General features: G+C 56.1%; 30 protein-coding genes. 13 read left to right on the top strand and 17 right to left on the bottom strand.

The features are described 5' to 3' along the window. From VF639_RS23155 to VF639_RS23135, 5 genes are all read left to right on the top strand, one after another. Positions 1-588: thermonuclease family protein (locus VF639_RS23155; RefSeq protein WP_331148333.1), on the top strand; the 588-nt coding region annotated here is incomplete at its 5' end. Between the two features lie 55 nt (positions 589-643). Further along, complete coding sequence (locus VF639_RS23150) at positions 644-1,384, top strand: hypothetical protein (RefSeq protein WP_331148332.1); 741 nt, start codon at positions 644-646, stop codon at positions 1,382-1,384. Between the two features lie 138 nt (positions 1,385-1,522). Then, on the top strand, positions 1,523-2,185 hold the full coding sequence (locus tag VF639_RS23145; RefSeq protein WP_331148331.1) for a hypothetical protein: 663 nt from the start codon (positions 1,523-1,525) through the stop codon (positions 2,183-2,185). A gap of 392 nt (positions 2,186-2,577) precedes the next feature. Beyond that, on the top strand, positions 2,578-3,402 hold the full coding sequence (locus tag VF639_RS23140; RefSeq protein WP_331148330.1) for a hypothetical protein: 825 nt from the start codon (positions 2,578-2,580) through the stop codon (positions 3,400-3,402). A 6-nt stretch (positions 3,403-3,408) separates the two neighbouring features. Continuing rightward, complete coding sequence (locus VF639_RS23135) at positions 3,409-3,954, top strand: hypothetical protein (RefSeq protein WP_331148329.1); 546 nt, start codon at positions 3,409-3,411, stop codon at positions 3,952-3,954. Between the two features lie 25 nt (positions 3,955-3,979). Here the strand turns inward: VF639_RS23135 and VF639_RS23130 are convergent, their stop codons facing one another. Continuing rightward, a complete protein-coding gene (locus tag VF639_RS23130) occupies positions 3,980-4,159 on the bottom strand; it encodes a hypothetical protein (RefSeq protein WP_331148328.1) in 180 nt (59 codons plus the stop codon). On the opposite strand from VF639_RS23130, the gene VF639_RS23125 reads away from it, so the two are divergent. The 4 genes from VF639_RS23125 to VF639_RS23115 all read left to right on the top strand — a co-directional run bounded on the left by VF639_RS23125 (position 4,137) and on the right by VF639_RS23115 (position 7,586). Further along, positions 4,137-4,667: a DinB/UmuC family translesion DNA polymerase gene (locus VF639_RS23125; protein ID WP_331148327.1), complete on the top strand. Its 531-nt coding sequence runs from the start codon at positions 4,137-4,139 to the stop codon at positions 4,665-4,667. The genes VF639_RS23130 and VF639_RS23125 overlap by 23 nt on opposite strands. Further along, positions 4,664-4,810 carry a DUF4113 domain-containing protein gene (locus VF639_RS25445; RefSeq protein ID WP_414654786.1) on the top strand — a complete coding sequence of 49 codons (147 nt, stop codon included), beginning with the start codon at positions 4,664-4,666 and terminating at the stop codon, positions 4,808-4,810. Before VF639_RS23125 ends, VF639_RS25445 begins: the two co-directional genes overlap by 4 nt. A 195-nt stretch (positions 4,811-5,005) precedes the next feature. Further along, the gene (locus VF639_RS23120) at positions 5,006-7,120 is read left to right on the top strand and encodes a GNAT family N-acetyltransferase (protein ID WP_331148326.1); all 2,115 of its coding nucleotides are present in this window, start codon (positions 5,006-5,008) and stop codon (positions 7,118-7,120) included. Between the two features lie 10 nt (positions 7,121-7,130). Continuing rightward, the gene (locus VF639_RS23115) at positions 7,131-7,586 is read left to right on the top strand and encodes an ASCH domain-containing protein (RefSeq protein WP_331148325.1); all 456 of its coding nucleotides are present in this window, start codon (positions 7,131-7,133) and stop codon (positions 7,584-7,586) included. 266 nt (positions 7,587-7,852) lie between these two features. Here VF639_RS23115 and VF639_RS23110 read toward each other — a convergent pair whose 3' ends face one another. Further along, the gene (locus tag VF639_RS23110) at positions 7,853-8,125 is read right to left on the bottom strand and encodes a hypothetical protein (RefSeq protein ID WP_331148324.1); all 273 of its coding nucleotides are present in this window, start codon (positions 8,123-8,125) and stop codon (positions 7,853-7,855) included. Between the two features lie 316 nt (positions 8,126-8,441). Here VF639_RS23110 and VF639_RS23105 point away from each other — a divergent pair, with 316 nt between their 5' ends. Beyond that, a complete protein-coding gene (locus VF639_RS23105; protein WP_331148323.1) occupies positions 8,442-9,275 on the top strand; it encodes a hypothetical protein in 834 nt (277 codons plus the stop codon). A 38-nt stretch (positions 9,276-9,313) separates the two neighbouring features. Here the strand turns inward: VF639_RS23105 and VF639_RS23100 are convergent, their stop codons facing one another. The 9 genes from VF639_RS23100 to VF639_RS23060 all read right to left on the bottom strand — a co-directional run bounded on the left by VF639_RS23100 (position 9,314) and on the right by VF639_RS23060 (position 13,040). Continuing rightward, on the bottom strand, positions 9,314-10,015 hold the full coding sequence (locus VF639_RS23100) for a PD-(D/E)XK nuclease-like domain-containing protein (protein ID WP_331148322.1): 702 nt from the start codon (positions 10,013-10,015) through the stop codon (positions 9,314-9,316). Positions 10,016-10,063: 48 nt separating this feature from the next. After that, positions 10,064-10,312, bottom strand: coding sequence for a hypothetical protein (locus VF639_RS23095; protein ID WP_331148321.1), 249 nt, complete (start codon positions 10,310-10,312; stop codon positions 10,064-10,066). Between the two features lie 123 nt (positions 10,313-10,435). Continuing rightward, positions 10,436-11,125, bottom strand: a complete 690-nt coding sequence (locus VF639_RS23090) for a hypothetical protein (RefSeq protein WP_331148320.1) — start codon at positions 11,123-11,125, stop codon at positions 10,436-10,438. 85 nt (positions 11,126-11,210) lie between these two features. Beyond that, a complete protein-coding gene (locus VF639_RS23085; protein WP_331148319.1) occupies positions 11,211-11,417 on the bottom strand; it encodes a hypothetical protein in 207 nt (68 codons plus the stop codon). Positions 11,418-11,475: 58 nt separating this feature from the next. Further along, the gene (locus VF639_RS23080; RefSeq protein WP_331148318.1) at positions 11,476-11,679 is read right to left on the bottom strand and encodes a hypothetical protein; all 204 of its coding nucleotides are present in this window, start codon (positions 11,677-11,679) and stop codon (positions 11,476-11,478) included. A gap of 48 nt (positions 11,680-11,727) precedes the next feature. Beyond that, complete coding sequence (locus VF639_RS23075) at positions 11,728-12,042, bottom strand: DUF3846 domain-containing protein (RefSeq protein WP_331148317.1); 315 nt, start codon at positions 12,040-12,042, stop codon at positions 11,728-11,730. Between the two features lie 51 nt (positions 12,043-12,093). Continuing rightward, positions 12,094-12,390, bottom strand: coding sequence for a hypothetical protein (locus VF639_RS23070; RefSeq protein WP_331148316.1), 297 nt, complete (start codon positions 12,388-12,390; stop codon positions 12,094-12,096). Beyond that, positions 12,377-12,670 carry a hypothetical protein gene (locus VF639_RS23065; RefSeq protein WP_331148315.1) on the bottom strand — a complete coding sequence of 98 codons (294 nt, stop codon included), beginning with the start codon at positions 12,668-12,670 and terminating at the stop codon, positions 12,377-12,379. Before VF639_RS23065 ends, VF639_RS23070 begins: the two co-directional genes overlap by 14 nt. Next, complete coding sequence (locus tag VF639_RS23060; protein ID WP_331148314.1) at positions 12,663-13,040, bottom strand: hypothetical protein; 378 nt, start codon at positions 13,038-13,040, stop codon at positions 12,663-12,665. Before VF639_RS23060 ends, VF639_RS23065 begins: the two co-directional genes overlap by 8 nt. 207 nt (positions 13,041-13,247) lie before the next feature. On the opposite strand from VF639_RS23060, the gene VF639_RS23055 reads away from it, so the two are divergent. Beyond that, positions 13,248-13,655 carry an SLOG family protein gene (locus VF639_RS23055; RefSeq protein ID WP_331148313.1) on the top strand — a complete coding sequence of 136 codons (408 nt, stop codon included), beginning with the start codon at positions 13,248-13,250 and terminating at the stop codon, positions 13,653-13,655. Positions 13,656-13,736: 81 nt separating this feature from the next. Here the strand turns inward: VF639_RS23055 and VF639_RS23050 are convergent, their stop codons facing one another. Beyond that, positions 13,737-14,387 (bottom strand): hypothetical protein, encoded by a 651-nt coding sequence (locus VF639_RS23050; RefSeq protein ID WP_331148312.1) that lies wholly within the window; start codon positions 14,385-14,387, stop codon positions 13,737-13,739. Between the two features lie 349 nt (positions 14,388-14,736). Here VF639_RS23050 and VF639_RS23045 point away from each other — a divergent pair, with 349 nt between their 5' ends. Continuing rightward, the gene (locus VF639_RS23045; RefSeq protein WP_331148311.1) at positions 14,737-15,036 is read left to right on the top strand and encodes a hypothetical protein; all 300 of its coding nucleotides are present in this window, start codon (positions 14,737-14,739) and stop codon (positions 15,034-15,036) included. A 58-nt stretch (positions 15,037-15,094) separates the two neighbouring features. Then, complete coding sequence (locus VF639_RS23040; protein WP_331148310.1) at positions 15,095-15,505, top strand: M15 family metallopeptidase; 411 nt, start codon at positions 15,095-15,097, stop codon at positions 15,503-15,505. 12 nt (positions 15,506-15,517) lie between these two features. Here the strand turns inward: VF639_RS23040 and VF639_RS23035 are convergent, their stop codons facing one another. The 5 genes from VF639_RS23035 to VF639_RS23015 all read right to left on the bottom strand — a co-directional run bounded on the left by VF639_RS23035 (position 15,518) and on the right by VF639_RS23015 (position 24,059). Further along, positions 15,518-17,068: a nucleotidyl transferase AbiEii/AbiGii toxin family protein gene (locus VF639_RS23035; RefSeq protein ID WP_331148309.1), complete on the bottom strand. Its 1,551-nt coding sequence runs from the start codon at positions 17,066-17,068 to the stop codon at positions 15,518-15,520. Beyond that, complete coding sequence (locus VF639_RS23030; protein ID WP_331148308.1) at positions 17,065-17,853, bottom strand: DUF6577 family protein; 789 nt, start codon at positions 17,851-17,853, stop codon at positions 17,065-17,067. The genes VF639_RS23035 and VF639_RS23030 overlap by 4 nt, the downstream gene beginning before the upstream one ends. Positions 17,854-18,136: 283 nt before the next feature. After that, positions 18,137-19,048: a DUF6615 family protein gene (locus tag VF639_RS23025; protein ID WP_331148307.1), complete on the bottom strand. Its 912-nt coding sequence runs from the start codon at positions 19,046-19,048 to the stop codon at positions 18,137-18,139. Positions 19,049-19,051: 3 nt separating this feature from the next. After that, positions 19,052-21,427 (bottom strand): N-6 DNA methylase, encoded by a 2,376-nt coding sequence (locus VF639_RS23020; protein WP_331148306.1) that lies wholly within the window; start codon positions 21,425-21,427, stop codon positions 19,052-19,054. 103 nt (positions 21,428-21,530) lie between these two features. Continuing rightward, positions 21,531-24,059, bottom strand: coding sequence for a DEAD/DEAH box helicase family protein (locus tag VF639_RS23015; protein ID WP_331148305.1), 2,529 nt, complete (start codon positions 24,057-24,059; stop codon positions 21,531-21,533). Positions 24,060-24,163: the final 104 nt, after the last annotated feature.

The following is a 24,163-nucleotide window of genomic DNA, read 5'->3' as shown; positions in this document are numbered from 1 at the left end:
TTCCGTCCTACTCTGCTGCTCTTGGTTTTCGGTTGCTTTTTGTCCGGCTGTATCAGTCTGGGAGAGGTGGACGTGCCGGTGTCCTCGTTTGCAGCGCGAGCCGAGGCGGCAGCGCAGGCGGCGCGGGTCGTGCGGGTGGTGGATGCCGATACCTACATTCTGATGGTGGGGGCCAGCTCGTATCGGCTGCGGCTGCTGGGAGTGGACGCGCCGGAAACGACGCAGCCCTTCGGCAAGCAGGCAATGGATTCGGTGGGCCGGGTGCTGCGCGCGGGCCGGGTGGTGCTGGTTGCCAAGTCGGGGTACGATCTGTACGGGCGGACGCTGGGCACGGTGTTGCTGCCGACGGGTACGACAACGGCGGCCGGCCGCCCGGTGCCGCTGGATTCATTGCTTGTCAGCCGGGGATGGGCCTGGGCGGCGGATGAGCGGCGGGTACGCCCCCGCCTATACGCTGAGCAGCTCAGCGCGCAACAGCGTGGGCTGGGTCTGTGGAAGTGCGGTACGGCGGAACCGGTGCCGCCCCATATCTGGCGCGGGTTCAATGCAAAAGTCAAGCAACTGTACCGGGGTGGCTGCACCTGGTAGGAGTCGGTAATGCAAGCAGCCATCAATCTATTCCTCACTTTTCTTTCTTACCACTATGGCACGTCAAACCGGCGTAATCCAAATCAGTGGCACCGTGGGCGGCGTGGTTTTCGCCAAGGACGGCACGGTGCGTCAAAAACAAAGCTCCAACAAGAGCCAATTCAATTCGTCGGCTTCCATGCAGCGGGTGCGCGAAAACGCCTCGGAGTTCGGCACGGCGGCTAAGGCCGGCAAGTTGGTGCGCGATGCCTTGCGTCGGGTGGTATCGTTGGCCTCGGATAGGCTGATGGTCTCGCGCCTGGCGCAGCAGATGAAGTTCATTCTCAACCTTGATGAAGACAGTGACCGGGGCGGGCGCCAGATCCTACCGGAAAATCTGACCGCGCTGGTGGGCTTCGACTTCAACTCGGGCTCGGCTTTCTCGGGTACGTACTACGGTAGCATCGAGCCGCAGCTGGACCGAGCCACGGGCAACCACGTAGTGAGTTTGTCGGAACTGAACCCTTCGCGCGACATTGCCGCTCCACAGGGCGCAACGCACTACCGCATCACGGCGGCCATCGGCGCTATCAACTTCGAGACGGGCGCGGTAGCCAGCACCGAAATCAGTACGCCGGAGTTGCCGCTCAGCAACCTGGTACGCCCGGCCGAGACGTTGCAGCTCGTGCGGGCAGCCGCGGCGGATGATGCGTTGATCGTGGCCGTGGGTGTGGACTTCTATCAGCAGATCAATAGTAAGCTGTACCCACTCAACAGCAACGCCTACAACGCCCTGAGCGTGGTGGCCGTGGGGTAGTTTAGAAGGTAGAGGTGAGAGCTTAAAACCAAGAATCGGGTAACGGTTCCGGGGATAAGCTCTCCCCTTTTGCTTTTGACTATACCCCGCTGGATTCTGATTTCTAAGTTCTAGATTCTAACTTCTGTTTTTCAACTTATGCCGAGAAGTGCTTATCAAAAACAGGCCGACAGCCGTACGCGCACAGCCCTGCGGCTGCGGGCCCGCGCCGATGCGAAAGTGAGAAAGTACGCGGTTGCGCTGGTAGCAGCGCTCGTTAACGCTGCTGACGCCAAAGCCCGTCTGGACCGGATCAATCTGCTCTACGGAGTGGACATTTCCACGGAAACTCTGCTCGCGCACGACGTACGCACGGCAGGCCTGGGGGAGCAGCTGGCGAATCTGTTGGCGGCCAGCGGACCCGGCGAGGAGGTGCAGTTATTTAATCCGGCCGTTAACCGCAACGAAGGCGCTTTGCTGGCCAATGAGGCGGTATTTGGAGAGCCGGTAGCGGCGGGCAGCGTTCCGCCCTCCACTCCTGTCACCCCCACGAATGGCGGCGGCACGGCGGCTATCAGTGTGAGCAAGCTGCGAGCCGTGCGCGTCGATGAGACAACCTGGAATGTACAGGTGCAGGCTAGCTCGCCATCGGGCTCCTACCACTTAGTCAATGACGTGCTGCCCTACGCTTACGACTTCCAGAATCAGAATGAAATGAGCTTCAGCTTCTTCGACATGCAAGCGGGGCAGCAGGTGAATTTCACGTTCACAGATTCAATAAATAGCCAAGTGACGCTACAGCGTACGCTAGTACTGGAATAGTCCGTTTCCATCGGCAAGAGAGAGGCCAGCCCCGCTAGTGGGGCTGGCCTTTTGCGTTAAGGGCACGCAGGCGCTCTACATCGACAGCGGACAGAAAAAGTTGAGGGTATTCTTATGCGGAGTGCGTCCGGTGAGGAAAGGATGCTTTGCTATCAATTGCTAGATGGAAGTGGTGAGCAAGCCATCCAATCATGCTTTTTGAACGAGGGTTTGGCATTGCTCCACCAGCACAAGTGGCGTTTGACTTGGCTTTGGAAAAGACACCGTTGAATTCAGTGTTAGCACTGATGCAAATGCCGTCATAGAATATCTACTTGCTTCAATGCTCCCTTTTGTCAAATGAAGGTATAGAGGCTTAAAATAAGCAGCTACCAACTTTACATTCTCTCATAATGCGCTGCTTACTTCCACGAAAGAAACATTTCTTCACTATTCTTTTCGTATTCACCAGTCTAACAGGATATTCTCAGAACAACACGAATGCCTGCGCGGAAGCCAGTAAAGTTTTTACGGACTTGAGCGCAGAGCTTAAAAAGCTAAAAGAGCGCCTCCAGTATACTGCGAATGCTAAGAACAAATATGCCAGCCTACAAAGAGGGAGGCCAATGGCGAAAAATATTCTTCTTGATTCGATTACCCTTCAGAGCAATCTTTACAGAAATCTTCAATTAATTGACAGAGCGATTTCTAATACTGAATTCTTGCGAAATTTAGTTGATGTGTTCGGTATGCGCGTTTCTGTTGCATATGCTGCCAACGTCGAGTGTTCGACAGCTACAGTTGCAACCGTAACAACTGCACTGGTAAGGTACCAGGACGACCAAATTATTAAGAGGGGGGTTGGTTCTGTTTTGGGGAGTGAATTTGCCGACCTCGTAGTTAAAGTCTCGAACTATACCACCAACCCGCAAGCGCCTTTTGACCCCATCAAGGTTACAGTAAGAATACCTAGGTCAAGTTGGGATGGGAAAAGCGGATATCAGATATGGTATGCCAAAGCTGGCTGCGACCCTGTGACTTTTAGTCGGCATTGTGAAGCCAGGGTTAGACCGGATGGTTCTCTTATTGCGCCACCATCGGTAACTCAGAGCGGGCTCCTGCCAGGCGTATATAAATTTTGGTGCGTTTCTACTACTAGTGGTAAGGTGGGCCGGGTGGAAGAAAAGACTGTTGGGGGTGCTGACCAAGGTCCTATCGACTTAACCCCTCCTCGTTAGCCCTTTATGAGCATGTTCGAGAAAGCATGGACCAAAGCCGCAACACGCGGGACTTGGGTAGTAGCAACAGTAGCGGGATTCGTGCTGCCTATGGCATTGAATATGCCTGCTGAAGTTAAGGGCATGCAAAAACTGTCAACGTTTATTGTTGTTATACTAATACTTACATTATTTGAGGTAAGGGGACGCCGTATAAGTAAAATCTCATACAAAAACCTGTCACTAAGGTGTTTAGCTTTGGGAGTATTTGGTTTGTTATTCTTGATTTTTGTGTACCATAACTGTACATGTTATTGTGATAATGATAAGTATTATTTGAAGGGCTTTGCTGCTAATACTGATTATCCTGCTGCCAACTTCGACTGTAACTCTACAATGGTAGAGGTGGACTATCAGGCAAAAAGTGCTTGGACAACTAATTCTATAGCACTGTGCCACATAGGACTGGTTCTATTTTTCGTGGGCACTATCTGCGCCTTCAGTACTTCTTTAGTTGCAGCCCTCTATGCTGTATATAGAATAGAAGACGGTGAATCTGGTGCTCTTAGATAAGCACAGCGAACAGCTGTTTAGCAAATTACAGTGACTGGTTGAGCGTCCTCAATTCATCTTCGCGGTAGCAGTTCCAATAGCCATTGTCGAGGTAGTAGACGTTGGTGCGGTGGATCAGGCCGGTGACGGGGTGACGCTCTTTGTGCTGGGCGGGTATCGACTCGGCGGCCGATTTGTCGCGGGTGTCGGAAGCCTGGGCGCGCAAGCACCTGGGCGGCGTGGTGGGGGCGCGGCTGGTGCGGGAGCTGCAAGGCTATCCCTGCGCGGGGCTGGCTCCGAGTGAAGACGGAACGTTGCGTCGGCAAAGCATCAGCTGCTCGCGCACGTTCGGGCGGCCGTTACGCGAAAAAGAATCAGTGCTGGGGGCGGTATCGGCGTTCGTAGCGCGGGCCGCCGAGAAGCTGCGGCGACAAGGTGACCTGGCTCATGTGCTAGCGGTGTTCATTAGCAAAAACAGGTTCGGCCCGGACGCTGCCGGGCACTCGCGCTCGGCGGTGTTGACGCTGCCGGTGCCAATCAGCAACACGCGGGAGCTAACGGTACGGGCCAGCCAACTGCTCGCGCGGCTCTGGGAGCTGGGAGCTATTTATGTGAAGGCGGGCGTGGTGCTGGCGGGGCTGGAGCCGCCCGGCCTCGGTCAGCAGCTGGACTTGTTCGGGGAGGCGCAGCCAGCGGCGGCGGTGCCCGCGGCCGGGAACCGGGGGCGAAGATGATGGCGGCGCTGGACGGGCTTAATGAGCGTTTTGGGCACGGAACGGTGCAGCTGGCGGCACTGGGTCCCAAGGGTAGCGAGGGCAAGTTTAAGAACAGGCGAGACTGGCTGTCCGGGGCGAGTACGTGGCCCTCTAGCTGCTGAGAATCCAGGTAAGCCTAGGGACGCGACCTTGGCGAATGAAAAAGAAGTTTCGACTTAATGGCGGAGAGTTGTGGTCTGCTGTTGCTTCTGTCAGCCAAAAACACTAGAATCAGCCGGCTCCCAATGAGGGGGTCGGCTCTTTTTCAACTAGACGTTACTGGCTAGTTCAAAGTAATTAATTCCTAACGTCTTTATTTGCGACGTTTGCAACTCCTTAAATGGCCGGATTCTATGACAGCAGAGGTTCGTTTACTTCATGCGGATAACACCGACTTGTTGAAGCAGGTGATTGAACTGGCCGACGACAACCGGAATTCACTGGGCTTTATGCCTGCTCAGGCATTCGGGCCGTTTGCCAAGAGCGGCAATATTATCGTGGCCCTGCAAGACAACAACCTATTAGGTTACATACTATTTCGCCGGGTGAAGACGAAATACAGCGCTGCGATAACACATTTGTGCGTGAGTGAGGCGGCTAGAGGTAAGCGAATACCTGAACAACTGTTCGATTGTCTGAAAAAAGTCGTGAAAGGCGTTTCCGCAATTACATTGAAATGTAGACGGGACTATAAGCATGCGAACCGGCTCTGGAACAGGTTAGGCTTTGTGCCTAGAGACGAGGTGACGGGCCGCAGCTTAGATGGGAAGCCGCTAACCAGGTGGTACTATTTGTCCAACAATCAACTCGAGCTTTTTGGGGAGAAAGAGGACGACGATAAGCTACGGGTAGTGATTGACGCCAATGTATTTTATGACTTGTGCAATGCGAAAGACGCTACCTCGCCGAAGGAGTCCCACTCACTTCTTGCCGACTGGTTGCTGGATGACATCTCGCTCTGTGTTACGGATGAGATATATCATGAAATAAACAGAAACCAGAACCGTGCTATTCGGGAGGCAAATAGAAAAGAGGTTCGCAAGTTTGAGGAAAGACGTTATGATAAAACCAACAGGGATAACATTCTGACGGATATAAAAAACATCATTAAACGCTCCGAATCAGAACGAAACAACTCTGATTTAACTCACTTGGCGAATGCAATTGCAGCCAAGGCCAGGTACTTTATTACGCAGGATGTCGCTGTTATTGAGGAAGGCGAGGTGCTTTTCGATAAATACGGTCTGCTCGTCAGGCGGCCAGTCGATCTAGTCGTAGATATTGATGAACTGAAAAACAATAATAAATATGTAGAGTCCAGGTTTGTAGAACATAAAACCTCGTTTGCTCCAATAAAAGCAGAGAACATAACTTTAATCGCACAGGCATTTGTATCTCACGAAGGCCGAGAGAAACTCAACGACTTGCGGGCCAAGCTGCGGACTTTTGTCGCAACCCCTGAGCGGTATCATGCGGAAGTCTGGAAGGCGAACAGAAGCGAGGTGGTGCAGCACGCAGTAATCGTGTGGCGCGTTGAGGATAGGGGACTAGATGTTTCGCTGTTGAGATGTAAGAGTAACCACAGCAGATTGGCGGAAAGGAAAATCAAGGAGCTTATTCTGGACGCCTCGAATCAGGGGTTAAATTACGTTAGGGTCTCCGACCAATACGTATCGGACACTGTCCGTAAGGCGTTGACCGAATACAACTTTTTTCGGGATTCGAGTGACGACTGTTGGTATCGATTTCTATCGTCCGGCATCGTGAGCGTCGCAGACATGAAGAAGCTCGTTGGCGACGATTTAAGTAGCGCCGGCGGACTACTTGAACCTTTAAACCAAGTATTTGTCAAAGGTGAAACTGATACAATAAGCCTATTCAATGCCGAAAAGTGCCTGTGGCCCGTTAAATTGGACGGTGCCAAAGTGCCTTGCTACATAGTGCCTATTCAGCACCGCTGGGCTAGAAATCTTTTTGACGAGCGGATGAGCGAGGCCGATATCTTCGGCTTCGACTCTACGCTGCTATTCAGCCGACGCAACGTTTACTATCGGGCCGCTTCCCCGCGTTTGCCGAAAGAGGGACGCATTCTCTGGTACGTTTCCAAGAGCAAAGGCGGCAAGGAGTACGGCGAGATACGTGCTGCTTCCTATGTAGAGGGAGTGACAATATCGAGTGCCAAGAGCCTTTTTCGTAAGTACGAGGGCCTGGGCATATACAAGTGGTGCGACATTAAATCTTTAGCAAAAGGTGATGCCAATGCGTCAATCATGTGCTTTGAGTTTGCAGATACTGAGCTTCTAACTAAGCCGATGAGCTTTGGTGACGTGCAAAAAATATTAGTCGCGCATAACAGAAAACCTAACCAGATTGTATCTCCTGTCGAGATAAGCCACGAGTTGTACATGAAGATTTATGCCGAAACCTGCTAACTTTGTTAGTATGCAAGTAATATTGATGTCTATCAAGCCGAAGTATGCCGAGAAAATCATACTAGGTAGTAAGACCGTTGAGCTTCGTCGGGTCGCCCCAAACTTGGATAAATCCGAGGTTATTCTTATTTATGAAAGCTCGCCAGTGAAAGCAATAACGGGCTACGCATTCATCAGCCAAATCACACGGTCTAGTCCATCGGAAGTTTGGGCGCAGTATGCGAGGGAGGCGCAGATATCGAAGGATGACTTCGATGAGTATTATCATGGGACCGAGCACGCTTTTGCAATTCATATCAGTGAGGCTGCCCGGTTTGCCGAACCGATTAGCTTGGCAGACCTACGAAACGACCAGATTCTACTTAATCCGCCGCAATCATACTGTTACTTGGCCCTAAAAGATTTTGGAAAGGAAATCGGTCAGAAAATAGATTCGGTGAAACGGCGTAACGTAGTTGCTGCCTAGCTGGAACAGCACAAGCGTTATCACCAATTTCATTGGCAGCCGGCCCCACAAAAGGCCGGCCTTTTTAGTTGTTATTTGTTCAGAATGGCGGGTTCTCGCCCCCTGATTTGCGGCTGCCTTTTGGCCCGAATTGGAATAACTGAGCTGGCGCACACGCTGCACCCTCGTCAGCTTCGGCGGTTGTAACCACATAGGACTTACGCAGTTGAAATCAATAAACTGTAAATCAGCGCGTTACGAAAGCGGCAAAAGAGACTTAGCCTCATTCAAAACGTCAATTGCTGCCAATAGAGGCGGTTTTTAAAGTTCAACTGCGTAAGTCCTACCACAGTTACGAGGGGAATTGTCTCGGTTAGCACGGTAGCACCGGCTGCGGCGACCTGGGCGGTGCAGATGGCGGCGGCGTGGTAATGGTCGCGGGTGAATTGGGCCAGCAGCTCGGTAAAGTAGGTCAGGGCTCCGGCATGGGTCTGGTGGGTGGTGCTGACGGTGACGGTATACCCGCGCTGGTCCTGGATGATGTGTAGGTGGGTAAGCATGGGGATGAGCTAATGTGTGGTCAAGAGCGGGTTGGTTGAGGGTGATAGGTTAGAGGGACGCATTCACAATAAGCAAAAGCAGTAAGGTGGCGAACATGCCGGAGTGGTCAATTAGCACTGCCACGCGGTGACTATGATGGTTCTGAATAGAATGTGAAATGGATTGAGTAACCTGCAATACATACATTCTTGCACTTGTGGGGCTTTTTAAAATTCAGTGCTGGCACGGTGGCAAACAGACTTGCTACCTACTTCTTTTGGGAGTTCAAAGAGTATTGTGCTTTCACGCTAGTTTCTCTTTTTTAAAGACTTACTTATGAAACACGTATATGTATCAGCTTTTTTGCTGTTAGTTCCGGTTGTATCCTTTGGACAAAACAGAATAAATTTCAAGCATAGACTTAGTCAAAGTCAGATAGACGGTGCAGGTTTCACCCTTAATTATTATGACACATCGAATCCTGCGGATAAAAAGTACAGATTGATTAGGATTCCAGATTTCGCTACTCGGAGTTGCGTAATAAAACTTGATAGCAAAGGCAATATCCTAGTAGATTTTTGGCGATTAATGCCAGATTCTGACAGCTATAAAGGCCAAGATGCTTTCGTCAATAGTGACACACCAATAAATGTTGACTTTCCAATAAAGCTTACTGATGGAAGAACAAAAATTGGAGAACCAACCAAAGTTCTATCCGTCCCATTTAGAGCACTTGGTTTCGGAATAGCCACTATTCCGGCACGCATCAGATTCAAAGAAGAAATCAGCCCTACTGAAAAATCCGAAACAACCGTTATCTCGCCTCGGCCCGATATTGCCTTAACCGTAGGTTTGACAAGAGGAAGGTCAATTATCACTAATAGAGCTATCACCAATGTTTCAGCCACATTAGGAGTATTTGGTGGTATTTCCGGAGCCGAGATTAAAAACGGCGTTGTTAAAGCGGATACTCCTTTGTACGGTACCTCAAAATCACAGACGAATGTGGCACTGTCGTATGGAGCTAGCTTAACATTAGCAAGAAATAACCTAGGCTTCGTTCTGGCTTATGGCTTCGACAAAAGCTTAGGTAAATACTCTAATGATTGGATTTACCAAAAGGAAGGCTGGTTTGGGATAGGCATCAGTGCAGGTTTAGGCATTTTTTAGTGCTGAATGCGCCATAAGTGGTATTTCGCGGCCACGGTCTATGCCCGGCTGTATGTTGGAATACACGTCTGCGCCGGCATCACCGACACGGTGGGCACTACTGGCCGGGGCTGCTGGGCGTACACCTTCAGCAGCCGCTCGTACTTCTTGCGGCCCTGTTCGATGAGGCCGGGGGCCGGCGTCGCCTCGAACTGCCACACCTCGAACGGGCTTTCCTTCCGTACGCCGATGATGATGAAGCGGGCGGCACCTAACAGGTCGGAGTAAAGGGCGGCTTGGCGGTCATAGTCGTACAACTCGATGGCGCCGCAAAAGTGAGCGTAATCCTGGGCGCTGGTGGGCTTGAAGTCCACGAGCACCACACGGCCGGTTTTGGAACTGGTGATCGTCAGGTCGGGGCGTACCTTCACCGTGAGGCCGGTGGCTTCGTGGGTGGCCGTATGGGTCTGCTCGGCCTGGCCCCGGTAAAGCAAGTCCCGGCAGAAGCGTTGGCGGCGCACGGCGGCGGCCAAATCCTCAATCTGCTGCCACGGCAGGCGCTCCGTGGTGCGCTGGTAGTGCTCGGGCTCCAGCACGGCGGTATGGAAGTGACTGCCGAATTGCAGCGCCTGCGGGTTAGGCTGGCGCGTGATGCCGAGGGCCTGGTTTTTGGTTTCGGTCAGGTCGGTGTTGGACAGGAAAGGCAGGGCGCGGTAGGCTTCCTGGGTGAGGCCGGCGTGGTGGCGGTGGTTGGTGAACATTTGTCAATTAACAGTTAACAGTGAGCAATCAGCAGTCGGTAGCCGGGGCTACTGGTGCTGGTCGATGATGCAGGCCAAGCGGCCGGCTTCGTCGGCGCGGTGCAGCCAGATGTGGGAGCCGCCGCAGCCGACCAGATAAGCCGGTTCGGGGAAAAGCTGACGCACGGCGGGGGCCAGGTCGCGCAAATCGGGTAGCGGGGCGGTGGTGGCGAGCAGCTGGGCCAGCTCCGTGAGGCGGGCCGCCTCGTCGGGGGAGTTTGGGTTCTGCTCCTGGCGGAGTTCGGGGAGTTGTAGCACGGGAATGGAAAAAAAGAAGCGGAGAGGAATCGGGCTTAGCCCTGTCGGTTCTGGCGGTGTCGTCGAAGCCTGCCGCCGATTCGGGCGGGGCCAGCTGTGGCGGTGCTGGCCCCGTCCGGTGGGCTATTCGGCAGCCGGCGCCGCTTCGGTGGCTTCCAACAGGGCCGGCTGCTCGTCGGCCTGGGGAGCGGCGTAGCCGGCGCTGGTCTTGATTTCGGCCAGACCGGTGTAGGTTTCTTCGCGCCAGATGGGGAAGTCCTCGGCGAACTCGCGCAGGGCCTGCACCTCGGCCGGGTCGGCGGGGGTGTAGCTGAACTGCGCGATGTAGTAGGTGGCCGCCTTGCCGTCTTTGGTGGTCTGCTTCTTCTCGGCGGTGATTTTCACCTTCACATCGGCCAACGTCAGATCGTCGTAAAACAGCGGCTCGATGAGGCGATACAGGTTCTCGACGCTGTAGCCGTGAAACAGCACGGCGCAAACGGCACCCTTGGCATCGACAAAAAACAGCTCGGCCCACGTCTTGCGGCCCATATTCAGAATATTATCCTGAAAGATGCGCCAGGCCAGCGGCACGAATTCCAGCGAGTTACCGAGCGGGGTAACGCCGCCGATGTTGAACTGGCCCGCCTTCGCGTCGAAACGAATCTGGCGCGGGTGGCCGGCCAGGTAGCGGAAGCGGCTGGTTTCGGTCAGCTCGCCGCTGTCCTCGTCCACGGTGGCCGTGAGGTAGGCGCGGCTGGGCTGCGGGGTGGTGAGGGTTACGGCGTGCGCGGCGGCTGCGGCACCTGCGGCGGTAGTTTTGGTAGTTGCCATGTGGGCGGTGATTGGGATAAAAAAATCGGGGCCCGTTGTCGGCCGGCCCCGGCGCCGTGTTCTGTTTCAAGGTTGTTGGGGGCCGCTAGGCGGCATCTTCTGCGTCCCGGTAGGTCAATTCCCACCCGGCAGCACGCAACTCAGCCAGCACCTCCACGGCCAGGAATCTGGCTCCTCGTGAGTTGGTGCCTCGGTCATGGATGTATTCGGCTGGGTGTGCGAAGCCTAGCACCTGAGCGACACGGCCAACTGCGGCCTCAAATGCTTCGGCGTGTTCTTTTACTTTCGACATAAGGGGTGATTGGGTAGTGGTGGAGCCCGTTGGCGGCCGGCCCCGGTGCCGTATGCGGTCAGCCCTTTCGGGGGTCGGGGTTCTCGTGAATGGTTTGGAAGTGCCGCGCATCGCGGATAATGGCGCTGATGGCCTGCTGCCTGGTCGGGTGCAAGTCGTTGGCGGTGGTGGCGCTGAACGGCTGGCGCATTTGCCACACGTAGGGCGAGCCGTAGGCTAGGGTGTCGCGGCGGACGTAGGCGCGGAAAATCGGGGCTTTCATGCGGGAGCGGATAAGCGGGGCCGGCGTGGTGGACCGGCCCCTAAGTGGTTATCTGAATTGCTGGTCGTGGCACAGGATGGCGCGGCCTACTATGCAGTCGATGCCGCGGGCTTCGGGCTGGTGCCGGTGCCAGAGGTAGGTAGCCAGCAGATTGAGGTAAGCCGGGTTGCGGAACTTGCCTTCGTCGTCGATAATCAGAATCAGCTCGGGCGAGAGGCGCACCACGTCGACGCGCTGACAGTCGAGCAGTTCGTACAGTTCTTCGAGCTTGAAGCTGTGGCCGTTGCCGGGGCTGACAGGCTGCGGGTCGGCGCTGGTGGGGTCTAGTAAATGGGGCTGGTAAGTAGTAGCGGTAAGAGGCATTGTGTGAAAGGGGGTAGGCCCGCACCTTTGCGGCGCGGACTAATTGACGGTTTATTTCAGGTCCCACGGGTGCGGGTGGTAGTCGTCGGCCGGCGCGGGAAGCATACCGTAGCGGTCAGCGGGTCGCAGGTGCGGAGCCTGCTGGTTGCGGTTCAACTCATCGGCGGCATCCTGGGCTTGCTCGTGGGTGGCGTAGGCTCCGGGAGCGGCCTCTTGCTGGTAATGACCGGGGCCACCGAAGCGAGTACCGGGTTGGGCTACGTCGCGCACCACGGCCCACATGTGGAAGCCAGCGTACAGACAGGCCGCGTACCAGCGGCCTGCCTGTAAGGCCTCAGAACTGGCCATACTTGCAGCGCAAGCGGTGGATTAGCTCAGCTTCCGGGCTAGCTTGAAAAGCCCTGGCAGCAGCTTGAAAGGCAGCGCGGGCGGCTTGCTTGCGCTGAATGGCGGCGCGTAGCCGGGTAAAGCGGCCGGGACGAAGCGGGTACTCGTCGCGCAGGGCAAGCAAGACTTCCCGCGCATCGAACAAGGCCTCCTGCGTACGGGACAACTGCTGGCGCACACTCAGGGCCGGAGCCGCCCCCGCAAGGGGAGCGGCCGGCACGGTGAGCATAGCGCTACGCATGGCGAAGCCGGGCGCAACGGTGGCGGAGGCAGCGATAGGCGAAGCCGGGTAAGCCGGCGCGGTGGCTGGCACCGGCCAGCTGACGGGCGGCCTCTTGCAATACGCGGGCTGTGCGGGGCATAGAAACAGGCACCCCGGCTAGGTAGGCGGCGGCTACGGACTCCGAAATAGCCTGCAAAGGGCACTCAGACTGCCGCATGTAGCACCCTTCTGGCTGGCCGGTGGGAGTGATGATGTGGTAGGAAGCCTGGTACTGCGTGGTGGAATAGCCACCAGGCGCTACATAGCAGCTGATAGTGGCGAAATGCGCAACGGCCGGGCCCGACCAAGCGGCGGCGACAAGCTGCGAGAATTGTAAAGCGGTGAGCATGGCCTGTAAGTGTTAGGCGGTGAAGTGCGCGAGTGGTGCGGGCCGGGCCCTGCACGCGCCGCTAGCGCGAAGCGCCGGGGGCCTCTCCCCCGACTACCTTACAAATATACGCACTAAAGTAGAATAATATACACTATAATAGGTAAATACTTATCTACAATATACACTGAAATACGCCTATATGTTGTAACTTGTGATATGGGAAATATGCAAAATAAGATTGTGCCAGCTGGTGGGCTGGTGGTGGCGGTGGTAGGCAGCCGGAGCGTGACGCGGTGCGCGGCGCTGCTGGCCCGGCTGGCGGAGCTGGCCCCCGACCAGGTGGTGAGCGGTGGCGCGGCCGGAGCTGACACGCTGGCCGCTGAATGGGCGCGGGCCAACGGGGTGCCGCTGCGGGTGCTGCGGCCCGACTACCAGGCCCACGGCCCGGCCGCGCCCCATGTGCGGAACCGGGCGATAGTAGCCGCGGCCGATGTGGTGCTGGTGGCGTGGGACGGGCAAAGCCGGGGGGCGCTAAGTGCCGCCCGCGCCGCTGCGGCCCTGGGCCGGCGCTGCGAGTGGCTGGCGGCCCCTGCGCCGGCAGCTGTGCCGGTGCCGGGCGGGCTAGGACTGTGAAGCCCGCTGCCGCTGCCGCTGACGGCGGTGGCCACCACTGCCCGCAACGGTAGCAGCTGCCAGTAGCCGCTGGCCCGGCCCCTACCCTAACAAACCCTTAAATGTCCTCGGCCAGGGGGAGCGGGGGCCGGCCGTGAGGCCCCCGGTGCGCGCGTAGCCGCACAACGCGCCCGAAGGGCACCCTATGAGGATGTAGCAGCCTTTTTCTGGCTGCGGAAGCCGAGGCAGCCTAGAGCGAAGCGGAGGGCAATACGGGGGTTTGGGGGACTCCCCAATGGACACTGGCCCGAAGGGCACCATATCGGTAAGTGGGCAGGTAGAGGCTGGCCGAACGCAACGGCGGGTGGCCGGCAAGCGGAGGTACGGAGCGCAGTCCGGCTGCCCGGCGTGGAGTGAGGCGGGCTGGGGCGCGGGTTTGCGGTAGGGGCGGCGGGCCGACCATCGGAAGGCTAGGCGGCCCGCTGGCGGTGTTTCGGCTGTTGCCCGAGTATCTGATGGCGTGTGGGGAGAGGCTGGCCGACCAACGGAAGGCGGGCCGGAGCGGTAGGCTTCGGTAGGGGCGGCTGGCTGACCAGCGGGAAGCGGGCCGGCCCGTAGGCGGTGGTGCTGCAGCTTCGCTGTGTCGGGAGTAGGCGGGGAGGCAGAGCGCGGGACGGGGCGGAGCGGCGGGGCGGAGTGCCCGTAGTGAGTGATGGAACGACCAGCGGGAGAGAAGGAACGAACGAAGGGCATCGTAGTCCCGTTGAGAAGCCGCGGCCGGCGCGGGCGGTGGGTATCGGCAGGGGCAGGCTGCGCCGTTTTCCGGCGCTGCCTGTCCCGTTGGCGGTTTGTGGCTGGCGTGTCACTAAGTCGCGGAAGGAATGCGCAAGGGATGGGAGCCAACCGACCAGCGGGAGGTGCCCGAAGGGCCGTAGCGAAGCGAAGTGGCGTACAGCCCGACCCCCGGAGCGACCAGCGGAAGCGGAGGGGGTGCGCCCTGAAAAATACAATTATTAGATAAATAATAAGGTGTGGCTCAAGTAGGCGGTACTTACGTAGATTTGCATTAAAGTGTATATTTAAAATTCTACTTCAGTAAGCCATGTTGTTCAGCAGCTCAAAACTCGGTCATATCGGCCAGATACTTAGTACTGGCGCAGTTTGGGAAATAAGTACTTCGGCCTTTACCCCACCTACAGCCAACGAAATCGAGACTTTCGTCCACGTTGTAATTCAGGTAGTAGTGGGGGTGGTGACGATTTATGCCACTGTACGCAAGATGTTCCAGAAGCCGGAAACGGTGGTCAAGCTGCCGGCAGTGGGAGCCGTAGTCGCTCCATCGGCGTCGCAGGCTGCTTCTGCTGAGTCTAGCCCTACCGACTCTGCTCATGTCGCCGGCTAAGCCTGTTGCCGCGGGGGCTGTTCGTGCCCCCAAGCCGGTGCGGGTCGCGCCGATGCTGATGTCGGCTGGACTGAAGATTCAGGCGGCGCGGCTGGCGCAGGCGGTGCCTCCGTTGCGGGCGGCTTACAGCCAGGCGCTGGCCCGCTGGGTCGGTGACCCGGCGTTGCGGCTACTGGCGCTGCCCATCATCACCGAGTGCTATCGGAGCCCTGAGCGTCAGAATGAGCTTTACGAGCAGGGCAGAAGCAAACCGGGGCCCATCGTGACCTATAAGCGTGGGGGCGAGTCCAACCACAACAAGCTGCCTACGCCGGCGCTGGACGTGGCCTTTCTGCTGCCTGACGGGGAAGTGTCATGGTCGGGGCTGCTGCTGAGCAAGTTTGCGCGGCTGATGAAGGCGGCTGATGCGCGGGTGCGTTGGGGCGGCGACTGGCCGAATTTCAAGGACAGGCCGCATTTTGAGGTGTAGGGCTGAGCTTGGTTACTCTTCTAATAGCCACTGCATCGCCTGTCCTTCGTCGGTGAAAGTTTTGGCTACGTAGCCTCGGCGCTTCTGAAAATCCGCATCTGGTAACTCTTCAGGAATGACGGCAAAGTCGGGACGTATGAGCACAGCTACCCGAAGTGTTATGCCGGTAGCAAACCGACGAGCAGTATCAGGTAATACAGTTTTGAAAAGGTCCTGGGCATTGTGTGCCGTTGTATCGCCGTGGACGCGAAGGTCTACCAACCAGCGCCAGCATTTAGTTTCTTCAGCTTTGCGCAACATGGCCCGGTTGTCATAAGTAAAGTCTTCTTTGATACCGGGGCCATTCCAACGGGCAATTAGTAAGTGCTGGTCGGGTTGTGTAGTGATGTCGATGGCGGTACTCATTGGGTCTGGCGTTTTTGAGGTTTCAATTGGTTGGCTATTGCCTGTTGATGGCGTTAGAACAGCCAATTGGTTGTGTTGAGTGAGGAGTTGCACGGTTTGCTGCCAGAAGAACATGGCTTCGGGAGTGCTGCGTAGCTTGTTGAGAAAGATGAGTTGCGGGTCGTCGGTGACACGCAAGCCAGCAACGGGCTGGTTATTATAGCGAGGCAATGCGGAGTAGTCCGCTACTATTAAGCGGGCCGCTAGATATGCAGCTTTAGCTGCAGCCGTAACTGCGTTGTCGATATTGAAGCGTGTACCAATTAAGAAATTGGCGAAGCCTTGAATACCTACCATTAACTCCTGAATGCCTTCTTTGTCAAGTATTTTAGTTGGATTAATTTTGTGCTGGGCCATCACCAAACCAGTTTGAATGGTGTCGCGCAGAACTTCAGCGGGAGTTTGTGACAGCTGACGATAAACCAGCTCTTTGGCTACCGTGGCCGCATAGGACTTAGCAACAGCTTCAACATTCTGTACTTCATCGAATAAAACGCTCACATCAAATAGCTGCTTAACAATCTCCACCTCTTTCTCTTTGCCATAAGGGATGCCAGTGGTGCGTGGGGCAAAGGCCGTGAGCTTGTCACCAGTAATGGACTCGACGCTGGGCACTTTCACCAATTGGGGCAAGCCGTCGGCCACAAGAAAGTCAGATTCAACAGGTACTTCGCGCAACTCAGGGTATCCATGAGCTTCGTATAGTACATCGAGGGCGATATATGGGTGCGGATGGTCGGCCGAACGTTTCTGATTCAGGATGGAAGTGTAATACAGATAATAATGGCCGCGAGGAATGTTGTCCTTAGTGCTGCGCTTTTCATCGTACTCGACGCGCAAAAACGGGGGCTGCTCCACAATGCGGCTCAGCGCAGCTTCCAACTCTCCTTGTGACATTTCGGTCACGATGTCTACGTCGACGGAAAAACGGCGGGCCTTGCCTAATAACAGCACCAAACAGGTGCCTCCTTTGAAAACAAAAGGTATAGGTTCCTGAGCCAAGCGTTCAACCAGCGTTAGTGCCAATATCATCTTCTCGGCGATATTGGGATGCATATTCTTGTGGCGAACGCGCAGTTGTTCCAGCCATTCGGGTTGGAATGTTTCGGGAGTAATCATTGCAAATTGCTTGAATGAGGCCAGTCGGGTAACCGGCTAAGAAAGCGGCGCAACTCGGGTGCTTTGTGGCGGCGCTGCGCGTAGCTTAGTAGAGTGCGCTCGTCGAGGGTGTAGTAGCGGCGGGCGTTGCCGAAAATGATTTCTAACTCGCGACCTTGATAGGCAGCAAATAAATTGGGGCTGCTGAAAAGGTCAACAAGCATCTTTTCTAGGCGAGGCACAGGCACTTGGTTAACCTGCTGCACGGGAGCACGGCTAACGAAAGCCATGACAATTATCGGCTTGTCGGTTTCGGCCACGTAGTATGTAAGTATTTCGGGGTCGGGACGCAGAAATACACGGTGGGAATGCCGGTCTTTGAGGACGTAGAAAACTGCCTGTACGTAGTCGCGGGGGACTTCCACGATTAGGAAGTTGCGGGCAGCCTGGTGCAGACTGAATTCATTGGCCCAAGCGGTGGACCAGAGGCAACCTTCAGGCAATTGCAGCTCCTTAACGAGGGTACGCCAGATGTTCCGCTCAGTGCTGGTCAGCTCAGGCAGGTAACTGAAGTGCTTCTGCGCGGCGCCGGCCAACGAGTAGCGACCACGCCCTAGGGAGACGAGCAGACCGCGCCTTGTTAATTCATATATGCGCCAGTCCACCGTAGTCTGCTTTGCTTCAGGTTCGTGGCGGCGATAGAAATCGAGAACCTGGGCGCGGGTTAGCTCGGGCTGATGCGCAAAGTTATTGCGCAGCTCCAGCCACTTCAACGCTTTAGGCGCGCTTTCCTCTTGTTCTTCCATTGAGCAAAGATGTACCACTATTTTGAATTAGTGGCATATCATAGGTTATGGTACGGAAGAGTTAATTCTTAGTTGTAGTGAAAGAAAACAAGGCCTATGATGCGCCACTAATTTATATTAGTGGCGCATCATAGGCCTTGTTAAGCCAGAAGCAACGCGGAGGGAATTCCGAAGGTGAAAGGCTTCTGTAGACGAGTGAGCCGCTAAGTTGAAGGCGCTTGCATGGCTATAGAATGAGGCTCCATAACAAGTTAGGGTGCTTAATGGCTGCTATGCCAGCGCCTTACTCTTCGCTCAATAAACGAAGCTTGGCTTTCAACCTTTCGGCCTCGGTCCTACCTATATAAACTTTGTAGCGGGGCTGGTACACTTCACCTTCCTCCTGAAAATGCGCTGGAGCTACTCCGCTGAAATCAGGGTCGTTATCCGCTGTGAGGTAATGCGTCACTAATTCGATTTTCCGGTAATCCTTTTTTCCTACTTTTACCTTGTCCTTAGCTGGATGGTACATGAGTTCAAGGCCGCGAGTCTTCATCAGCTTTTCCAATCGGCCAATGTTGAATAAATCCTGCCAGGGAAATGCATCCATGGCTCCGGACTCATTTACGGATTTATAATTAACGTCACTTTTCCTGCCTTTAAGGGTGTAGCTAGGTGAGGAAATAAACTTTTCCCAAAAATGAGGCAGGAAAAGCGCAGTGCATCCAAATCTGCGGGGAATACGGCCGCGTGACCCACCCTTTGCTGCCCTATAATTAGCTTCTGTAAAGCCGTTGTAGAACAAGTAGAACGGAATGCGGTCGGTGGGGTGACGGCCGAGCAGCTCCCATTGATAAATCTGTTTCGTTTTATCGTCCGGGTCAGTTACTTCATGGTCGATGGCATTGTAAACTGCTCGCGGGGCTTCATACATGACTTTCGCCTGTAAGCAGAGCCAAATGTATTGGTCGGGTTTTGCTTCATCAGCTTCAATAAACAGGTCGATGTCGTGGCCATAGGTTTTCTCGCTGATGGCCTTGAAGACTTGAATATGAGGCGAACGGCGCTTTAGAAGTTGATAGACAAGTTCATCGGTTATGCCCCGCTCATCCCAATGCATATTGAAACTATGGCGCCCGCCTAAATCGTCCCACACTTTGCAGGCCAGGGAGCCGAATTGACGCCGAACAGGGGCAAATGCTATTTTAGTAGCCATAACCTACTCTGCACGGCCATTTACAGGCATTTTAAGTAGCATTTCAACTTTAGGTTCCGCAGCTAAAAGAACAGGCGCATCAATGATAGAATCCTCGCTAACAACCTCGCTCCATAACGAATTCACCAGTGAAGTTATATTGCTCTTAGCTAGCTCTATGCCTGATTCGAACTGTTTAATTTTTTCTTGTTCAGTCTCAATCTGCGTAACCAACTGTATTTGAATCTCAAGCGGTGGCAAGGGAATTTCAATGGATTGTAACTCTGCTTTAGTTACTCCCTTGATTGTAACCCCTCTGCCAATTTCCTTAAAAATCTGCACCTCTTTTTCAAGGCAATGCAACAAAAACTCTGGATGAATAAGGGAGCGGTTAATGACTAAACCCTGGCAATCCTGACTAATAGCGACGGCCGTTGTGTTTCGAGCTAGTTTCCCAAGGCCGACGCGGGTAACCACAATTATGTTATCTGCTGGAATAACGTTAGTAGCGGAAGATGCTACCCCCGCTGCAGAAATGAAACGCCTTAGCTGAATGGTGTGGCGATTGATAATATCAGCGCTGGAAATCCACGGAATCGTGCCTTCCCAAAATTCTGGTTTCTCACGGGTAGGCGTGCCGCCGCTTAAAATCTGCAAGCATAATTCGTGCAGTGCCACCATTGGCCAGTGTCTGTTGACAGGGGTAACATCCTCGTTTCCGTAGCGGTCATAGCTTAAACTGTATTCGCGCGCTTCGCGCATGGTGGTTTTTAGCTCTTCCGGTAGCTCAGCAGCTTCATCACCGGCTCCGTAGGCCACGGCGGCGGCGCGAAGGTGCTCATCAAACCAAGCTTTGAGGTCGGCTTCGGAAGCGGGTAGGTGGTCGAGGCCTACAGACTCGCAAAAGGCCGCTATGCGGCGCTGGCGGGTGGCTTCGGAGCCGGGCTTGATGAGGGTGCGGAAGGGCTTGCGCACGGCATCGAGGGCGGTGGTGGCGGCGCGGTAGGGGTCGAGGCGAGCAAAGTCGGCGCGGGGCACCACGCGGTGGGCCACGCCGGCATCGGCGGGCAGAGGCTGGTCGTGCTTCCAGGCGTGGAGCAGCTGGTAGGCAGCGGGTAGGTCGTTGGCGGCGACGGGCGTACGGTTGGTGTTGAGGGAGTAGCCGTCGTTGTCAATTTTGACCAGCAGGATGTTGGACCCGGCGCGGGTGCGCTCGGCGGTGGGGCTGCCGGTACGGGTCAGCTCCTTGTCGATGAGCAGGATGGACGTTTTCACGCCGGAGTAGGGCTGGAAGACATGAGCGGGCAGGCTGACCACGGCCCACAGGCCGGCTTCTTCGACCAGCCAGCGGCGGAGCTGTACGTAGTCGCGGCTGTTCTGGAAGATAATACCCTCGGGCACAATGATGCCGGCCTTGCCGCGGTAGGGGTCGAGGTGTTCGAGGATGTAGTCGGCGAAGAGAACTTCGGCCTTGTTGGCTTTGAGGCGGAAGCGCGAATGCGGCTGCACCCCGCCGGTGGGCGTCATGAAGGGCGGGTTGGCCAGAATGCAGTCGAACTTATCGTTCCAGCGGTGGTCGTTGCTGAGGGTGTCGTACTCGTGAATCTGGGGGTTGGCGACGCGGTGCAGGTAGAGATTCACGCGGGAGAGGCGCACCATCATGGGCGTGATGTCGTAGCCCACAGGGTTGAGGCCTTTCTTGTCGCGGTCCTCGGGCCGGAGCTTGTCGCCGCGCTTGACGCGGGCCAGCTCGGCATCGGTGCGGTTGCCGAGGCTGACGCGGTAGTCTTCGAGGCCGCGGGTGTGGAGGCGGATGAGGTACTGGAAGGCCGAAATTAGGAAGCCGGCGGTGCCGCAGGCTGGGTCCAAAATCGAGTCAGTCAGCTCGGGCTCTACGACTTCGACCACGAAATCTATAAGGTGGCGCGGAGTACGGAACTGCCCGTTTTCGGCCTGGGTGCCCATGCTCATGAGCAGGTACTCGAAGGCGTTGCCGAGGTCTTCGGAGTTGTCGTAGGTGAAGCCGTTGATTTCGTCCAAGAACATCTTGAGGATGCGGCCGTCGCGAAACTTCAGGAAGGTGTTTTGGAAGATGCTGCGGAACAGTGCCGGAATGTGCTGGGCTTTCTGCAGGTGCTCGATGGCCTGGGTGAAGCGCAGGACCCGGTCGGCGCTGCTGAGCTGGTTGGAAAGCAGGGCCGGCCAGGCGAAGGGTCGGAGGTCGTCGATGAAGAAGGAGGGCACGCCGCCGAGGGAGCGGGCATCCTCGTCCATATCGTCCATGAATTTGTAAATCATGGCGATGGTAATCAGCTCAATCTGGTCGGAGGGCAGCGGCAGCTGGCCCACGAGAATGTCGCGGGCGCGGTCGATGCGTTGTTTTATTTCTTTGGTCAGCATAGTGGGTTGGGCTGGCGGGGGCCTCACCCCCGAACCCTCTCCAAGGGAGATGGGAGCCACGGAGGCGTGTTAGGCTACTTCTAATTGTGGGCGACTGGTGGGGCTAGGCCTGGAACTGGTTCAGGCTGATGTAGTCGTTGATATAATTAATGGTAAAGTTGATTTGGGGCTCTTTGAGAATTTTTAGCTCGTGGGTGGTGATGCAGTTACTAGTGTTGAGCAGGCTGTATTGCTTGCGGGTTAGAATGGCGCGCAGCTCGGGGTCGAAGAGGTAGCAGAGGAAGAGGGCACGGAGTTCCTCTACTTTGGAGCCGTCGACGCCCTCGACGCTGAGGAACTGGTTAAAATACTCGTCGGCCAGCTGCTCGCGGGTTTTGAAGTCTGTGATGTCGCCGAATATCTTTTGTAGGATTTCGGTGAGGGAGATGCGGCGGTTGACATTATAGGCCTCGCGCAGCTTGTCGGTAGTCCAGTACTCGGTGGGCATGTTGAAGAGGTTGCGCTTCACGAATTCCTCGACAATGTCCCAATCTTTGCGGGTGACGGCGGCAGCGGCGGCGGCGTCCTGCTGCACTCGCTCGCGGGTGGCGTTTTCGAAGCCCCTGGCATACTCGCGGTCCACGCGCATGCCGTACTCGCCGATTTGCTCCTCGACCAGGTCGTGCAGGTCGTCGGGGCCGGTGAAGGAATAGCCGCCGATGGGCGGCGGAGGTGGCGGGCCGGCGGGCCGGGGCTGGCCGGGCTGGGGCAGGTTGATGCGCTCGTCGTAATCGTGCTCGTGCTCGAAGTAGGCGCAGTTGGCAAAAAAGTCGAACAGGTAGAAGGTTTGCTTGCTGACTTTCCGCTCCTGCCCGTCGGCGCCACGGTGGCGGAAGGTGTGCAAGCGGGTGCCGCGGCCTTTGATTTGGATGAAATCGATGGGCGAAAAGATGGGGCGGGCCAGCACCACGTTGAGTAGGTCGGTGCAGTCGTAGCCGGTGGTCATCATGGCCACAGTGACGCAAACGCGGGTACGAGAGGTTTCGTAGCCGAGCATGGTAGGCGCAAAGCGCGAGGTGCCGCCGAGGTTGTTATTGGCAAAGCCGGTGGTGGCAGCCTGGGCACCGGGCAGGTCGGAGGTTATCTGCTGGGCAAAGTCGGACTGGTACTTGCCGGGAAATAGCTGGTGGGCCTCCTCGTTCAGCAGCTGGGTGAGCTTGGTGGCGTGGCGACGACTGACGGCGAACAGAATGGTTTTGCCGATTTCGCCGGTGAGCGGGTCACGCTGGGCATGCCGCATGAAAGTGCGGATGAACGCTAGGTTGGTTTCCGGCGAGAAAAACTTCTTCTCGAAGTCGCGCTTGAAGTAGGTGTCTTCCTGCTCTTCGCCGTCTTCGCTGGCCAGCACTTGGTGCCAGCCTTGCAGGGAAAGCAGCTCAGTGGTGACAGTGGTACGGGCGTCGAAGGTGCGCGGGTTGACTAAGTAGGGTGGCTGGTGCTGCACCGCGTTCAGCAGGTTGAACTGGTAAGTGGGCTGGCCGTCGTCGCTGCCGAAGGTGCGGTAGGTATCGAGCAGCATCCGCCGCTCGAACTGGCGGGGGTCGGTATCGGCAAGGTCATCGGCAATGCCGCGCAGGTAGTTGCGGGGCGTGGCGGTGAGGCCAAGCTTGGAGCCGATGAAGTACTCGAAAATGACGCGGTTGTTGCCGCCGATGGTGCGGTGGGCCTCGTCGGAAATAATCAGCTGGAAGTCGCTGGGTGAGAAACGGGTTAGGTAGCGGTTGTCGCGGGTGAGGCTCTGGATGGTGGTGACGACCACCTGGGCACCCTGCCAGTTGTCGCGGCTTTCCTTGTAGATGACGGTACGAATGGCGTCGGCTTCGAGGTAGGCCTTGAAATTCTTCCAGGCCTGCTGCTCCAGCTCGATGCGGTCGACCAGAAACAGGATGCGGTCGGCGTTGCCGGAGCGAATGAACAGCTTGGCTACGGCAGCGCTCAACAAGGTTTTGCCGGTGCCAGTGGCCAGCTCGAACAGAAATCGCCGCTTGCCTTTGCCAAAAGCGGTTTGCAGTGCCTGTACGGCTTCGAGCTGGTAGTCGCGCAGGACGCGCACGTTTTTGTCTTCCTGGGCCGCCAGGCGCTCGGCAGGCGTGAGCGACGGCCAGCGGGGCTCCTGGGAAACAGCGATGTAGGCGTCGTCCAGCACAACGGCGGTCAGTGCCTTGGGATTGGGCTGCCAAACCTGGGCCTTGCCGAGTTCGGTGGGACTGAGGAAATGCGATATGCGGGTGGGGTTGCCCTCTTCTAAATCCCAAAAATAATGCAGGTTGCCATTGGAGAGGAAGACGTAGCGAATGGCCAGTTGACGGGCGTAGATGCGGGCCTGCTCCTTGGCACTCAGCGGGTCAATGGTTTCGCGCTTGGCTTCGACCAGGGCCACGGGACGGCCTTCTGGATTGAGCAACAAGTAGTCAACGTAACCTTCTGGCGCGTGCTCGAAGTCGTTGCCCAACACTTCGGATTTGACTTTGCGCCGGCCAACGCGGTACTCACAACTGATGGTGGCCGCGCCAGCGCTGGAGGGGAAAAAGCGCCAGCCAGCTGTTTCTAATAAGGAGTTTATTTTAAGGCGGGCTTGCGCTTCTTTAGCCATTATACTGTTGTTTCGATAGGCAAACAGGGCATCCTAGCAGCGGCCGGACTATAAAACCTTGCTAAAAGTAACGAGGCTTGCGAAGGTACGGAAGCTGAGCAAAG

The organism is Hymenobacter sp., from assembly GCF_036387835.1.
Taxonomy (GTDB): Bacteria; Bacteroidota; Bacteroidia; order Cytophagales; family Hymenobacteraceae; genus Hymenobacter.
This window is presented reverse-complemented; position numbering and strand designations above follow the sequence as displayed.

Excerpts from the sequence above, each read along its gene's own strand:
- VF639_RS23065 (WP_331148315.1), bottom strand. The coding sequence starts at position 12,670 with ATGCGTAGCGCTATGCTCACCGTGCCGGCCGCTCCCCTTGCGGGGGCG.
- VF639_RS23135 (WP_331148329.1), top strand. The coding sequence starts at position 3,409 with ATGAGCATGTTCGAGAAAGCATGGACCAAAGCCGCAACACGCGGGACT.
- VF639_RS23055 (WP_331148313.1), top strand. The coding sequence starts at position 13,248 with ATGCAAAATAAGATTGTGCCAGCTGGTGGGCTGGTGGTGGCGGTGGTA.
- VF639_RS23100 (WP_331148322.1), bottom strand. The coding sequence starts at position 10,015 with ATGTTCACCAACCACCGCCACCACGCCGGCCTCACCCAGGAAGCCTAC.
- VF639_RS23070 (WP_331148316.1), bottom strand. The coding sequence starts at position 12,390 with ATGGCCAGTTCTGAGGCCTTACAGGCAGGCCGCTGGTACGCGGCCTGT.
- VF639_RS23060 (WP_331148314.1), bottom strand. The coding sequence starts at position 13,040 with ATGCTCACCGCTTTACAATTCTCGCAGCTTGTCGCCGCCGCTTGGTCG.
- VF639_RS23050 (WP_331148312.1), bottom strand. The coding sequence starts at position 14,387 with ATGCCCTTCGTTCGTTCCTTCTCTCCCGCTGGTCGTTCCATCACTCAC.
- VF639_RS23085 (WP_331148319.1), bottom strand. The coding sequence starts at position 11,417 with ATGTCGAAAGTAAAAGAACACGCCGAAGCATTTGAGGCCGCAGTTGGC.
- VF639_RS23115 (WP_331148325.1), top strand. The coding sequence starts at position 7,131 with ATGCAAGTAATATTGATGTCTATCAAGCCGAAGTATGCCGAGAAAATC.
- VF639_RS23035 (WP_331148309.1), bottom strand. The coding sequence starts at position 17,068 with ATGATTACTCCCGAAACATTCCAACCCGAATGGCTGGAACAACTGCGC.
- VF639_RS23075 (WP_331148317.1), bottom strand. The coding sequence starts at position 12,042 with ATGCCTCTTACCGCTACTACTTACCAGCCCCATTTACTAGACCCCACC.
- VF639_RS23080 (WP_331148318.1), bottom strand. The coding sequence starts at position 11,679 with ATGAAAGCCCCGATTTTCCGCGCCTACGTCCGCCGCGACACCCTAGCC.
- VF639_RS23105 (WP_331148323.1), top strand. The coding sequence starts at position 8,442 with ATGAAACACGTATATGTATCAGCTTTTTTGCTGTTAGTTCCGGTTGTA.
- VF639_RS23145 (WP_331148331.1), top strand. The coding sequence starts at position 1,523 with ATGCCGAGAAGTGCTTATCAAAAACAGGCCGACAGCCGTACGCGCACA.
- VF639_RS23015 (WP_331148305.1), bottom strand. The coding sequence starts at position 24,059 with ATGGCTAAAGAAGCGCAAGCCCGCCTTAAAATAAACTCCTTATTAGAA.
- VF639_RS23150 (WP_331148332.1), top strand. The coding sequence starts at position 644 with ATGGCACGTCAAACCGGCGTAATCCAAATCAGTGGCACCGTGGGCGGC.
- VF639_RS23045 (WP_331148311.1), top strand. The coding sequence starts at position 14,737 with ATGTTGTTCAGCAGCTCAAAACTCGGTCATATCGGCCAGATACTTAGT.
- VF639_RS25445 (WP_414654786.1), top strand. The coding sequence starts at position 4,664 with ATGATGGCGGCGCTGGACGGGCTTAATGAGCGTTTTGGGCACGGAACG.
- VF639_RS23090 (WP_331148320.1), bottom strand. The coding sequence starts at position 11,125 with ATGGCAACTACCAAAACTACCGCCGCAGGTGCCGCAGCCGCCGCGCAC.
- VF639_RS23040 (WP_331148310.1), top strand. The coding sequence starts at position 15,095 with ATGTCGGCTGGACTGAAGATTCAGGCGGCGCGGCTGGCGCAGGCGGTG.
- VF639_RS23140 (WP_331148330.1), top strand. The coding sequence starts at position 2,578 with ATGCGCTGCTTACTTCCACGAAAGAAACATTTCTTCACTATTCTTTTC.
- VF639_RS23030 (WP_331148308.1), bottom strand. The coding sequence starts at position 17,853 with ATGGAAGAACAAGAGGAAAGCGCGCCTAAAGCGTTGAAGTGGCTGGAG.
- VF639_RS23110 (WP_331148324.1), bottom strand. The coding sequence starts at position 8,125 with ATGCTTACCCACCTACACATCATCCAGGACCAGCGCGGGTATACCGTC.
- VF639_RS23025 (WP_331148307.1), bottom strand. The coding sequence starts at position 19,048 with ATGGCTACTAAAATAGCATTTGCCCCTGTTCGGCGTCAATTCGGCTCC.
- VF639_RS23020 (WP_331148306.1), bottom strand. The coding sequence starts at position 21,427 with ATGCTGACCAAAGAAATAAAACAACGCATCGACCGCGCCCGCGACATT.